The following is an 11,481-nucleotide window of genomic DNA, read 5'->3' on the forward strand; positions in this document are numbered from 1 at the left end:
GACCCTCGACCTCAAGCAGGTCAGCCGCCGTCTCACCGACCCCGACCAGCGCACCGCAACCCTGGCCCGGGTCACCGACCGGATCGGCGAGGACGCACGGGTCGTGGTCGCGCACTCGCTGGGTTCGGCCGTCGCCTACGAGGCGCCGTGTGCGCGTCCGGGGCATCAGGTGCGGGCGCCGGTCACGATCGGATCGCCGCCGGGCATGGGCAAACCGCCAGGTCGCAGTGCGCATCACCCAATGCCGCACGGGTGCGTCGAGGAGATCACCGTCGCGCCCGCCAGCCAGGACGGGGTGACGCTTGCCGCGGGCGTCGAGGTGCTGTCGCCGACCGCCCAGAGCTGGCGGATATATTTCGCAGCTCGATATATGCTCGATGCATGACCAGACAGAATCCGCCCCTGACGGAACCGCAGTACTTCATCCTTGCCGCACTCATGGATGGTCCTTTGCACGGATACGGCATCATCAAGGCTGCCGAGCAGGCCACCGACGGGCGGCTCCGGATCGCTGTCGGCACTCTCTACGGCGCGCTGGAGCGGATGGAGCGGGCCGGGCTGGTGGCCGCCAGCCACGAGGAGATCGTGGACGGACGGGCGCGGCGCTACTACCGGCTCACCGAGGACGGCACCGAGGCGCTCGGCCGGGAGGCGCTCAGGATGCAGCGGGCAGCGGCCGTCGTCATCGGACGCTCGCGGAACACCGGGGCGGCCCCCGCATGAACCGTCTGCTGCTCGCGGCCTATCCCGAGCCCTACCGTTCCCGGCAGGGAGAGGAGGTGCTGGCCTGCCTGTCCGAGGCGTATCCCGGGCGCTCCTGGCCCCCGCCGCGGGAAGTTGCCGCCCTGATGCGCGCCGGGGTGCAGGCCCGCGCCCGCGCCGTCGTCGACGACACGGCCCGGCCGTGGTGGCTGGACGGCATCCATCTGACCGCTCTCGTCCTCGCCGCGCTGGCGCTGGTTCCGTACTTGCAGGATGTGTGGCACTGGGCCCTGCACATCGACCCCGGCCAGAACGCCATCGCCTTCCCCTTCTCCGGCTGGTACCCGTGGGCGCAAGGCCCCGCCGGCCGGACACGACTGCTTCCCTACGGGCTGCTTCCACTGGTCTGCCTGATCGCGCTGCTGCGCGGCAGGGCCTGGATCGCCCTGCCGGCCACAACGGTGATGATGTACGCCGGTGCCACGTTCAACAGCAACACGTTCTTCGGCGACGAGGGCAAGTCAGGCCTGAGCTACTACGGTCTCGGCGCCCCGATAACCGCCCATGACCTGGTGCTCTCGGGATCACTGTGCACCGCGTGCGCCGTACTGGCGCTCTGCCGTCCCGGCCGTCTGCGACGCCGCTCCTACCGCTGGCTGGCCCCTGTGGTGCTCGCCATGTTCGTTGCCGGGAGCCTGCACATCATCTCCGTCAGTCCGGCCTTCCAGCGCGGCCTGTTCGCCATCGAAGCCACCGCGCTGATCGCCGCGTGGGTGGCGACGGCCGCCACCGGCGACCACCGGTGGCTGATCCCCGTCGCGGCGGTCGCGATCGTCCGCACACAGGCGATCGTCGTCCGGCCGGACGCGTTCATGCAGTCCTTTCCAGACCTGGTCGTCCTCCTCCTGCTGATCACACCCCTCCCCGCCCTGGCGATCACCGCCCGGCGCCGACAGGTGCAGGCACCCGCCGAATAGGAGCGGACCCCCGGTGGACCGGCCGAGCCCGGCGGCCCACCACATGCCGCATACCGCACGACGTGCGTGACCGAACTCCCCCAACGGAAGAACCAGAGCGATGACCCAGCGCGACTCTCCGATCATGCCCGTGCACCGTCCGGGGGCCTCACGGCAGGCCCCCGAGGCCCCCAACTTGTCGCGTACGACACGGTCGTGGATGCCGACTCTGCTGTACACCCTGGGATTCCTGACGGTCTACCTGCTCGCCGTCTGCACCCCGTGGGGGCAACGAGCCGAGAACGCCCTGTTCGATCTCGGCAACGGGAACCCCGAAGCTGCGTGGATCTACCCCCTGTCAGGAGCGGCCTACGGCTCAACTCCCCTGCCGCCGATGGAACTGAGCGCCAAGCCCACCCTGATGGCGGGCCTGGCCGTCATCGTGGTCCTCACCCTGGTACGGCGGTGCTGGCGGCAGGGGTGCGCGGCGCTCGGGGTCGTCGTCCTCACGACCGGAGGCAAGGAGGTCCTCAAATCGACCATCCTGCCCCGCCCCGACCTGGTGGGCGCGCCCGAGAATCTCCTTGATCAGGGGTTCCCCAGCGGGCACACGACCATCCCCGCCGCGCTGACCCTCGCCGCCGTCCTCGTGGTCTCCCCCCGCGTCCGCCCCTACGCCGCCACGGTCGGTGTGCTGTGGCTCGCCTGCATCGCCGCCTACAGCACGACCATGGGCGGCCACCGGCCCAGCGAAGTGCTGGGAGCCACGCTGTTGGCCTGTACCTGTTACGGCCTCGCAACCTGGCTGCTGCCGCCGGCAGCCGTACCGGACGCCGCGCAGACCCCCCGTGCGCTGCCCGTCATCACCCTGACGCTGACACTGGCCGTCGCCCTCGTTTCCGGCGCACGGAACGACACCCTCACAAGGTCACTCGTCTCCGCGGCGACGGCCTTCATATGCGCTGCCCTGGTCTGGTACGCCGCAGTCGGGCGGCCCGCGCACACCGGATGCCGCACACGCCCCGACCTGGACTGACCAGATGGTCGGCTCCGGGCTGGAACCGGCGCATGCTGGCAAAGCGGCGGTTCGACGCCACCGGCCAGGCGTAGAAGCCGTCGACGCCCGAGCGGGGATGCGCTAACGCACGGCGTGTCTTCCCGTAGTCCGGTCAACAGGCCGGTGTCGCCCGGCGCGGCAACCGAACGGCCAGAATGATCACACGGCTGAACGAGTGCAGGTCCGGGAGATCGACGATGACGAGGGCCGGCGGCTGCTGCAGATTATCCGCAGGGGCACCGGGTCCGGTGGTGACCTGGCGGCGGGCCCCAATGGTTCTGCCCTTTCCACCTTGAGTCCGTCCAAGCTGGCGGACTTCCTGGTCGCAGAGGGGGTGATCGACGACATCATCCCCGAGGGCCCGCGCATCCTGCTCCGTAAGGAAGGCGTCTTCTCTCACCGCCTGAAGTCCTGGAAGACCTCCCGCGACCCGGACTATGCGGCCAAGAGGGCTCGCGTCGAGCACCTCTACGCGCTCGCCGACAGGGAGGCTCTGCCCGAGGAGGCCGAGCCCGAAGTCATCTTCTGCGTGGCCGAGTTCGGCCCGCTCCACCTCATGCCTCACCCAGGGAAGCAGTTGGCCGAGCGCGGCAGCAAGCACAAGGACTCCGACCGTAGGCCGCGCCGCGAGCCGGGTCGCAGGCAGCGGGCGACCTTCAACGGCTACGTCGGAGTACGGCACTTGCTCGCCACCCTGGACCTGGCCAAGGCCACTCTCCACAGCCACATCAAGCCGGTCGAGTGGCGGACGCCGTTCCTGGAGTTCTGCCGCTGCCTGCGCATCCTCTACCCGAACAAGGTCCATGCCGCGATCGCCTGCGACAACTTTTTTCCCCCCGCTTCTGACCGCGAAGAAGTGCCAGCGGGTCGGCACCTGGATCTCGGCAAACAACGTCGACATCACCTGCACCCCGACGAACTCCGCCTGCCTCAACCACATCGAGGCCCAATTCACCGCGCTAACGTTGTCTACTACGGCACTAACTACTCATTGGGCGACTGCTCTTCGAACGTGGTACTTCCAATGTGCAAGACACCGCACAACAGTCTCGGCCCCGATGGGGTTGGCACTGTGCACGTAGACAATGCCGATCTGGAACGGCAGTCCATGAAAGGCGGTCTCCTCCAGGAGGGTCACCACCGGCATGATGCTGTCATCCCCGCCGAGGTCATGGTCGAGCCAGAGCTCGTCGATGAAGATCGCCCGGTGTTCTTGGAGAAGTTGGATTCCTTCGCGGCTCGTGCGGGCGAGCCGTGTCGCTCGGGGCAACGCCCTGAGGTCGTCAATGGCGAGAATGATCGGTGCTGGTTGAGGAGAAGGCTGCTGCACCCGCCCATCATCCCCGGAGGGCGACGGTGTGCCAGTCAGCACGCCAGCAGCTCTCCCCATGAGCAGACACTCAGCATCTCGTCCCGTTGACGCCCGTCCAACCGCCACCAACGCACCCGCTCGCAGCTGTGTCCGGCACCTGCGGCGCTGAGGCGAAGCCGACGCGCAACCGCCAAGCCGGCGCCTTGGTTCCCGAGGCACGCCGCCTGCCCCGTCCCGCCGTCCCGTCTGGTCGGCACTGGCAGCCAGTACCTCAAAGCAGTGGTCAGTAGCATGGCGTTCGCTGGCTTCACCGACATCACAGCGGGTAACAGGTAGTTCGGTCTACGGGGAGGTCTGGAGGGCACAGAATGACGGGCGGTAAACAGGAGATCGCGCTGGTCACGCCGGTGGCCGCAGAGGTTCAGCAAGAAGCTCTTGCCTTCGTGGCGGACGGACGCGAGGCCAAGGCCGTGAAGTGCCTGCGCAAGGCAACCGATCTCGGCCTGCCTGAGGCGCGGGCTGCACTTCAACTGCTCCGCTCCGGCAAGGCTCTGCCTGTCGGCTACCCCCAGGCTCTGGAAAACCTGGAGGCGCTGGACCCGGAACTGATGAGCGAGTTGGGCTCTCTGCTCGCCGAGGGCGACAGCGTGAAAGCCGTCAAAGTGCTGCGCGAACGGATGGACCTCAGCTTGACCAGCGGCTACCGCCTGGTCAAGCATCTGGAGGACCGCGAAGCCGACTGATGCAGTACAGCGCAAACGTAGTCGTGCGTCTCGAAGGGCCCGGCGGTGCAGGCATCCCCGGGCCCCGGCTCGCGAGCAAGCTGGCGGGATTGAAACCTTCGACCGACTTGACCGGCGTCGTTGGGTAATCGGGCGCACGATGTCCTGGCTGAACGGCTGCCGCCGTCTGCACCGCCGCTTCGAGCGCGAGTCCGAGCACGTCCTTGCCTTCGTCCGGCTTGCCGCGTTCTTCATCTGCTGTCGCCGACTCCATCGGTGAGCAGCCATGACCAGACAGTGCGCTGGAGAAGGATGTGGCCATGGACGCATCGAATCGAGCAGTGGGCGTCGTCGGCGAGCTCTGGAACGAGCACCTGGCCGCGCCATTTCCCACAGCATTACGCGCTGCGGAGCGAGCTGGCATCGACCTGGTGATGCTCGATGCGGACATCGCTGGGTGCGTGTCCACCTGGCGAAGCAGGGGCGGCTCCCTCGACGCAGACCGTCAACGGTTTCTACGAGGCTGCCTCAACGATCTCGACCGGGTCGTGCCACTACTGACCAAGTCGGAAGAGATCCACTACTACCAACGACTCCGCCGTTTGATTGTCCTCACGACAGAGTCTGTCTCCCCTCCCCCGGTACGCCCGTTCTCGCCACGCACACGGGCTGCCTCACCGTGCACTGGACCTATCCCGCCCTTTCGACCATCGGAACCGCTCACGGCGGCGCTCCCGCCTGAAGCCTCCGGTCACGGGCGCTGCTGTGCCGCTACACGGGTAGCCACATCGGTGGTACCGGCGATACCATCGGTACCATGTCCCAGCCCAAAGCGATGAACCTACGTTTCCCCGATCCGGCCCAGCGCGCCGCGATCGAGGCCGCGGCACGGCAGGAGGGCGTCAGCTTGCAGGAGTACATCCTGTCCGCTGCCTACGCCCGTGCCACCGCAGTAGAGATGCACTTCCTCGACGCCTTCGGCGAGTCGATGACCCGCAGTGGCGACGCCTTCGCCGAAGCGGCCGGCGTGGCCGACACCGACGGGGAGCGTCGCGCTGCAGAGCTCGCCGCGCGGCATGATCTTGAGGAGCAGCAGGAGCGGGGCCACGCCGCGTGACGCAGCACGAACCGCTTCACCCTCTTGACGTGGCTTTTCTGCTGCATGCTGCCGAGTTGCTTCCTGGTGATCCGCAGGTGGACGATTACGGTCCTCTGTACGCGGCGGTCGCTCGGGTCAATGCCCGGGCCATGGAGCGCGACGTCTATGGGTCGCTGTATCTCAAGGCGGCGGCGCTCTTGCAGACGCTGGCGCGGCTGCCGTGTCTGGAGCACTCCAACGAGGCGTTCGCGTGGCACTGCGCAGAGGCGTATCTGGTGCTGAACGGGTGCCGTCTGGAGTATCCGCCGAAGGAGGCGGTCGCCCTGGTACGGGACGCGGCTTCCGGTGCGATGGGGGTTGGCCTGGTCGGCCGTCAATTGCGTGCTTGGAACATTTCCTGACCTGTTGGTGTCTTGGGCCTTCTCGCAGTTCGATGGCCGATCGTCACCGAGCCGGTGGCGTAGAGGAGGATGGGCCAACTGGTACTGGTCCGACGCCTTCCCAGAGAGGGACTGTGCCGTCGGTACTCGCCGTCACAAGGAGGCTGCCGTCGGAAGTACTCCAGGGGGTTCGCAGCTTTGATGGCGCGGCGGTGGCATGCCCGGGGGCCGGACCTCGCGGTGGGGGGGGCGGCTCTCGCATCCGCGGGCATGCTCTGCAGCAGTTTTCCCTGGGGCGCGTCGGTTTGCGGCCAAGCGCGGCTTCCTCGGCACGCCCTTGCTGGCCCGCCGCCCGTAGAGACTGACCTGCGAGAACCCTTGAGTGAGTTCGGTCAACGGGCCAGACGCTCATTTCTCACCCTCGATAGCGCAAGCGGATGTCGCTCGTACGTGACATCTCCGTCTGCTCAGCACGACATCTGCCAGCGTTGTGCATCCGCAGGTGAATGCAGAACGAAGGACTCATCGGTTCTAGGCCTGCAGGCAATGACGTTTCAAGCCTGGTGAAGCAAGGCGCGCCGCTGAGCCGGAGTGATGAGACCTTGGCAGGACGGCCTTCAAGCCGGGTGGGTGCGTCAGGCGGGGTGTTCTGCTGCGGTTGGCCAGGCGCCCCGTTCCGAGAGGTGAAGCACGAGGGCCGCGATGTTCCAGGCGTCGTCCTCGCCTCGGTGGTGACGGCCTTCGAGCCGCCGCCCGGCGATCTCCAGGGCACGTGCCATACCGGGACGTTTCCGCAGACCGTGTGCCTTGGTGAAGACCGCCTTGGCGTTGGTATGACGGTGTCCGAAGGGGTAGGGCGCCCCCGTGGCCTGACACTGCCGTGTGAACTGGTGGCGGTCGTAGTCGCCCCAACTGGCCCACGGCCTCACACCTGCGCAGTGCTCGGCCGCCAGGAGCTGGCACGCTTCGGCGAAGGTGACTCCTTGCTCGACCTCGTGCTGAGTGAAGCCGGTCAGTTCCGTGCAGAACTCGCTGACCGTGGACCTGGCGGGCCTCACCAGGATCCGGTGCCGGGCGAGGCGCTCGCCGGCGTGCAGGTCGACGACTGTCAGCCCGATCTCGATGATCTCGCTGACCTCGCCCGCCGGCTGGGAACCGGCCCAGCAGGTTGCTTCGACATCCACGACGTTCACCAGGCCTTCTACCCGAGAGCTGTCCATGGCCGGAAGCGTAGGGAGGCGCAGCCGCGGGCACACCCGGTTTTCGCCGCTGCAGAACGGCCCCGGGGCCGTAGGGCATCCGGCAAAGGACGCCGGGCTACGCGCGGCGCGGACCGCGGAGGGAGGAAGAACGCGCGCAGTTCCGGTCCGGCCATGGCGGCGAGGATGCGGAGGATGCCCCTGGTCCAGACGGCCTCATCGGCGCCGACGAGGCGCTGGAGCACCCTCGCGTTGCCGTCGATGCCCCCTTGGCGGTAGCCAGCACAATGGCGGCCACGAGCGGGCCGTGCTCAGCGGCTGGCTCCAGCAGGTGCTCCTCCGGAGCGACGGCAGTGTGCTGTCGCGGCACCGTTGGCGGCTGCGGGCGGACAGCGGTGCGCGGGTCGGAGGGGTGTCCTGCGGCGGCGCCTGCACGGGCTTCCGCTGGGACTAGCGGGCGTCGCGTCGTCGGCGTGCGCGCTCGAACTCGGTTACGTCCGATATCCAGGGACCGTGTTGTTCGAGTGCGGCGTAGCCGCCGTGGACGAAGACGTTCACCAGGTTGCGGTACCCGCTGATTCCGTCGACCAGGCCGTACTCGACCCCGTATTGCGGATCCGACCCGCCCTCGCCCGCGCGCAGCGTCGTGATCCGGGCGATGGAGTCCGCGTAGAAGTGGAGCTGGATCCCTTCGCCCATCTCCTCGTCCTCGATGGTGAACACTTCGTTGTCCGCGGCAGAGCGGTCCGCGACGAACTCCCAGAACTCCCCGGCGGCACTGCGGGGGCTCTCCCCCAGCCACTTCTTCTCGATGCCCTTGTCGTCGGTGAACGACAGGGCCGTCTTGCTCGCACTCCCGCCCAAGTCGGCGCGGTGGCCGGCGGTCTCGTCGTCCTCCTCCATGGGGGTGTTTCTGGAGCGGTCCGCGGCCTCCGAGCACATCAGGAAGCTCACGGTACGCACCGCGTCATCGACGAGATCGGGGTGTGCATGGCGCACGGCCGCTTCGACCGTCGTCTGCATCCGTTCCCAATCGCGTTTGTCCGTGGCGCGCTTTCCCCGCCGCGGATCGCGGCTGATCCGCATCCCGGCGCACGCCTGCTCCGCGGTGGCGATCACCCGCATGACTTCGGGAAGCAGCGCGTGGTCGACGGCATCGGGCTTTCGTTTCGGAACCGTTGAACCGTGCAGGTACTGGCCCGTGTACCTCAGAATCGCGGCGTCGAGCGGACCGAGCACCGTTCCGCGCTCGGCGCGACGGCGGTTCGCGTGGTACTCCTGAGCTCGTTTGCCGTTCGACGTCTCTGTCGCCGCGCGCATCGCCGCGTATACCTGGCCGCGCTCCAGCAGACCGATGTCGGCCCCGTGGGCGATGAGCCGGCTCCTGTCCCATCGGATGTGCTGGAAGAGCGCGTCGACGTCCGCAGGCTCGGCTAGGAGGATCGGGTCCAGGAGCGCGGCGGCAGCGTTCTCGTCGAGCCGGCCCCGGGTTCCGGCGGCGTCGCACAGCGGAAGGACCGCACTCCACAGCAGCAGGTGTCTGGCCAGGTCCTCCTGGATCACCGCGAGGTGGGCTTCGCCGATCGAGAACGTGAACGTGCGAGGCTCATGGTTGGCGTCAGCCCCGGCGCCGAGTGACAGCTTCAGCTCGCCGTCCTCGCGGATCACGCTCGGGATCCAGCCACTCGCACGCGTGAAAACGATGTCGCTCATGGACCCAGTCTTTCCTGGAACGGTGTACCGACCGGCATCAGGGGGCACCGCCCGGCCTCGGACAACACCGCGCCAGACCGCCTGGCTGTTCCGCTTCACTCGGTCCGGTACTGCCATGTCACGTCAACAGAGTTTGTGCGTACGGGAGTTCAGGTCCTGGTCGGTGGGTCGGGGGCAGGTGGGTTCTAGCGGCGTACCAGGAGGGAGGTCACTCGGAGTCGGCCGCTGTGGATCCAGACGTCGGAGTACTCCACCGGGCGGTCGTCGGCCAGGTAGGTGACCTGCTGGAGGTACTGCACGGGGGCGTTCTCCTCCAGCGAGAGTGCTTCGGCGACCTCTGCTGTGGCGGCTTCCGCGCTGAACGTCCGGCGTGCGGTGGCGATCTTGAGGCCGTAGGTGCCCTCCAGGACGCCGAAGAGGCTGGAGGAGGTGAAGTCCACCTCCTCGATGCCGGGTGTGAGGTCGGTGCGCACGAAGTTGGACAGGAGGGCGACGGGGCCCTGGTCGGTGCTGCGCACGCGGAGCAGCCTCAGTACGGGGGTGTTGGGGGCGAGGTCCAGGAGGGCGGCGACGGGCCGGGGCGGGACGATCAGCGAGCAGTCGCGCACGGTGGTGGCGGTGACGATGCCCTGGCTGGCGAAGTCCTCGGAGAGCGTGCTGAGTTTCTGGGCGATGGCGGGCTCGATGGTCGTCGAGGTGACGAAGGTGCCGCGGCCTCGGACCTGTCGCAGCAGGCCCTCCTCGATGAGCGTGGTCAGGGCGCGTCGCAGGGTGCCGCGGCTGACGCCGAACTCCTGGGCAAGCTCCGGCTCGCTCTTGAGGCGGTAGTGCGCAGGCCACTCGCCGCCGGCGATCCGCAGTCGGATGTGTTCCGAGATCTGGGCATGGATCGCCGTGGGGACATCACGCTGGATGTGCGGAAGTCCCCGTTCGTCGGCCGTCACTGTCGTCGCATCTCCTTGTCGGGTTGCGCCGGAGGCCTCTTACGGCTCCGGCACGGGCGGTCCCGTGCTCCGGCCGCGGAGTGCGACCGGAGCACGGGTGCGGGGCAGGTCAGTAGCTGGTCGTCGAATCGTCCCCGGTGTCGGTGATGATCGACAGACCGGCACTGGTGCCGAGCAGAGAGGCTCCGGCCCGCAGAAGGGCCAGGCCCTGCCGGTACGTCTTGATGGAGCCGGATGCCTTCACCCGGACCCCGTCGCGCGCCCGTTCGACAAGGTAGCCCACGCTCGCCGGGTTCGCCGTCTCGATCTGCCCGCTGCTGGCGTTCTTCAGGAAGGCGACGCCCGCCTCCATGGACAGCTCGACGGCGGCCTCCTTCTCCGCGTCGGTCAGCAGGGGCAGCTCCAGCATGACCTTGACGGGCAGGCCGGAGGCTCGGACGACGCCCGCGATGTCCTCGCGGAAGTCGTCGTAGCGTCCGCTCTTGAGCCAGCCGATCTGGACACCGATGTCGATCTGGTCGGCGCCGAGGCGGGCTATCTCGGCGGCCTCGGCGGCCTTGCCGGGGCTGGTCATCACGCCGACAGTCGGGAAGTCCAGGGCGGAGGCGACCTGGACGCCGGTGCCGCGCAGTTCGGCGACGACGACGGGCAGCCAGGAGGCGGGGACCATGGCCGCGTTGAAGCCGTGCGTGACGGCCTCGCGGGCATGGGCGACCATCTCGTCGAGCGTCGCGTCCGGGTCGATCCTGGTGTGCTGGATGTAGGGCGCCATCTCCGCCGGGGTCAGGCTGAGTTCGGCGTCGGCGACGGTGGTTTCGGACACGGGGGATCTCCCTCGGATTGGATACGGCGGGGCCGGTGGCGGGCCGTGCGGATCGTGATGGTTCAGAGCTTGGACGCGTAGTGGTCGGGTACGACGACGCCCTCGCCGCCGAACCAGCGGGGCACGTCGACCCCGCAGAACAGGCCGATGTTGCCCCAGGGCTCGAACGCCCCGGTGCGGACGACGACCTTGGCCCGGTGGGCGAGTTCGCCGAGTACGTCCGCGTGCGAACGGGTGGTGAACTCGGCGCCGGGGAAGCGGTCGAGCAGCCAGTCGTCGAGGCGGGGGTTGTGGGTGGGGACGTCCTCGGCCCGCACCACGCCCTCCACGACGAGTTCGTCGGCGATGAGGCCGAGCACGGTCCGCAGGTCGGGCAGGTTCTCGGCGAGGGCCAGGTCGACGCGGTGCGCCTCGCGCGGCACGGGGAAGCCCGCGTCCACGACCAGCAGCAGATCGGTGTGGCCGAGGGAGGCGAGGGCGCCGCTGAGTTCGGCGTTGAGGATGCCGGAGCGCTTCATGGTGGGTTCCCTTTCATGGGTCGTGGTGGCCGGCCGGCAGGGGTGTCGGGCACCGG

Annotated in this window: 13 protein-coding genes and 2 pseudogenes; 9 read left to right on the top strand and 6 right to left on the bottom strand. The window is 68.3% G+C overall.

Features of this window, described 5'->3' with window-relative positions:
- Nucleotides 1–103: 103 nt before the first annotated feature.
- The 5 genes and pseudogenes from ACFVH5_RS13920 to ACFVH5_RS13940 all read left to right on the top strand — a co-directional run.
- A complete protein-coding gene (locus tag ACFVH5_RS13920; RefSeq protein WP_385833811.1) occupies nucleotides 104–385 on the top strand; it encodes a hypothetical protein in 282 nt (93 codons plus the stop codon).
- The gene (locus ACFVH5_RS13925) at nucleotides 382–723 is read left to right on the top strand and encodes a PadR family transcriptional regulator (protein WP_385833813.1); all 342 of its coding nucleotides are present in this window, start codon (nucleotides 382–384) and stop codon (nucleotides 721–723) included. Before ACFVH5_RS13920 ends, ACFVH5_RS13925 begins: the two co-directional genes overlap by 4 nt.
- Nucleotides 720–1,679, top strand: a complete 960-nt coding sequence (locus ACFVH5_RS13930; RefSeq protein WP_385833814.1) for a hypothetical protein — start codon at nucleotides 720–722, stop codon at nucleotides 1,677–1,679. Before ACFVH5_RS13925 ends, ACFVH5_RS13930 begins: the two co-directional genes overlap by 4 nt.
- Nucleotides 1,680–1,878: 199 nt before the next feature.
- Entirely contained in the window at nucleotides 1,879–2,694 is an 816-nt protein-coding gene (locus tag ACFVH5_RS13935) for a phosphatase PAP2 family protein (protein ID WP_385833815.1), read from the top strand.
- A 196-nt stretch (nucleotides 2,695–2,890) separates the two neighbouring features.
- Nucleotides 2,891–3,707, top strand: a pseudogene (locus ACFVH5_RS13940) (IS630 family transposase); the annotation flags it as partial.
- Here the strand turns inward: ACFVH5_RS13940 and ACFVH5_RS13945 are convergent.
- Nucleotides 3,704–4,105, bottom strand: coding sequence for a cyclic-phosphate processing receiver domain-containing protein (locus tag ACFVH5_RS13945; protein WP_385833817.1), 402 nt, complete (start codon nucleotides 4,103–4,105; stop codon nucleotides 3,704–3,706). The pseudogene ACFVH5_RS13940 and the gene ACFVH5_RS13945 overlap by 4 nt on opposite strands.
- 290 nt (nucleotides 4,106–4,395) lie before the next feature.
- On the opposite strand from ACFVH5_RS13945, the gene ACFVH5_RS13950 reads away from it, so the two are divergent.
- From ACFVH5_RS13950 to ACFVH5_RS13965, 4 genes and pseudogenes are all read left to right on the top strand, one after another.
- On the top strand, nucleotides 4,396–4,770 hold the full coding sequence (locus ACFVH5_RS13950) for a hypothetical protein (protein ID WP_385833818.1): 375 nt from the start codon (nucleotides 4,396–4,398) through the stop codon (nucleotides 4,768–4,770).
- Between the two features lie 106 nt (nucleotides 4,771–4,876).
- Nucleotides 4,877–5,029 (top strand): annotated as a pseudogene (locus tag ACFVH5_RS13955) (IS5/IS1182 family transposase); the annotation flags it as partial.
- A 537-nt stretch (nucleotides 5,030–5,566) separates the two neighbouring features.
- Complete coding sequence (locus ACFVH5_RS13960) at nucleotides 5,567–5,866, top strand: DUF1778 domain-containing protein (protein ID WP_385833819.1); 300 nt, start codon at nucleotides 5,567–5,569, stop codon at nucleotides 5,864–5,866.
- A complete protein-coding gene (locus tag ACFVH5_RS13965; protein ID WP_385833820.1) occupies nucleotides 5,863–6,249 on the top strand; it encodes a fic family toxin-antitoxin system, toxin component in 387 nt (128 codons plus the stop codon). The genes ACFVH5_RS13960 and ACFVH5_RS13965 overlap by 4 nt, the downstream gene beginning before the upstream one ends.
- Before the next feature lie 614 nt (nucleotides 6,250–6,863).
- Here the strand turns inward: ACFVH5_RS13965 and ACFVH5_RS13970 are convergent.
- The 5 genes from ACFVH5_RS13970 to rbsD all read right to left on the bottom strand — a co-directional run bounded on the left by ACFVH5_RS13970 (nucleotide 6,864) and on the right by rbsD (nucleotide 11,425).
- Nucleotides 6,864–7,448, bottom strand: a complete 585-nt coding sequence (locus tag ACFVH5_RS13970; RefSeq protein ID WP_385833821.1) for an exonuclease domain-containing protein — start codon at nucleotides 7,446–7,448, stop codon at nucleotides 6,864–6,866.
- Nucleotides 7,449–7,877: 429 nt separating this feature from the next.
- The gene (locus tag ACFVH5_RS13975) at nucleotides 7,878–9,140 is read right to left on the bottom strand and encodes a DUF6357 family protein (RefSeq protein ID WP_385833823.1); all 1,263 of its coding nucleotides are present in this window, start codon (nucleotides 9,138–9,140) and stop codon (nucleotides 7,878–7,880) included.
- 185 nt (nucleotides 9,141–9,325) lie between these two features.
- Nucleotides 9,326–10,084, bottom strand: a complete 759-nt coding sequence (locus tag ACFVH5_RS13980) for a GntR family transcriptional regulator (RefSeq protein ID WP_385833824.1) — start codon at nucleotides 10,082–10,084, stop codon at nucleotides 9,326–9,328.
- A 109-nt stretch (nucleotides 10,085–10,193) separates the two neighbouring features.
- Nucleotides 10,194–10,907, bottom strand: a complete 714-nt coding sequence (gene deoC / locus ACFVH5_RS13985; RefSeq protein ID WP_384808770.1) for a deoxyribose-phosphate aldolase — start codon at nucleotides 10,905–10,907, stop codon at nucleotides 10,194–10,196.
- A gap of 62 nt (nucleotides 10,908–10,969) precedes the next feature.
- Nucleotides 10,970–11,425 (bottom strand): D-ribose pyranase, encoded by a 456-nt coding sequence (gene rbsD / locus ACFVH5_RS13990; protein WP_385833825.1) that lies wholly within the window; start codon nucleotides 11,423–11,425, stop codon nucleotides 10,970–10,972.
- Between the last annotated feature and the right edge of the window lie 56 nt (nucleotides 11,426–11,481).

The sequence above is a fragment of the Streptomyces sp. NPDC127119 genome, from assembly GCF_042677425.1.
Taxonomy (GTDB): Bacteria; Actinomycetota; Actinomycetes; order Streptomycetales; family Streptomycetaceae; genus Streptomyces.

Coding starts and splice junctions, on each gene's coding strand:
- ACFVH5_RS13935 (WP_385833815.1), top strand. CDS start 1,879: ATGCCGACTCTGCTGTACACCCTGGGATTCCTGACGGTCTACCTGCTC.
- ACFVH5_RS13970 (WP_385833821.1), bottom strand. CDS start 7,448: ATGGACAGCTCTCGGGTAGAAGGCCTGGTGAACGTCGTGGATGTCGAA.
- ACFVH5_RS13925 (WP_385833813.1), top strand. CDS start 382: ATGACCAGACAGAATCCGCCCCTGACGGAACCGCAGTACTTCATCCTT.
- ACFVH5_RS13975 (WP_385833823.1), bottom strand. CDS start 9,140: ATGAGCGACATCGTTTTCACGCGTGCGAGTGGCTGGATCCCGAGCGTG.
- ACFVH5_RS13960 (WP_385833819.1), top strand. CDS start 5,567: ATGTCCCAGCCCAAAGCGATGAACCTACGTTTCCCCGATCCGGCCCAG.
- rbsD (WP_385833825.1), bottom strand. CDS start 11,425: ATGAAGCGCTCCGGCATCCTCAACGCCGAACTCAGCGGCGCCCTCGCC.
- ACFVH5_RS13930 (WP_385833814.1), top strand. CDS start 720: ATGAACCGTCTGCTGCTCGCGGCCTATCCCGAGCCCTACCGTTCCCGG.
- ACFVH5_RS13950 (WP_385833818.1), top strand. CDS start 4,396: ATGACGGGCGGTAAACAGGAGATCGCGCTGGTCACGCCGGTGGCCGCA.
- ACFVH5_RS13945 (WP_385833817.1), bottom strand. CDS start 4,105: ATGGGGAGAGCTGCTGGCGTGCTGACTGGCACACCGTCGCCCTCCGGG.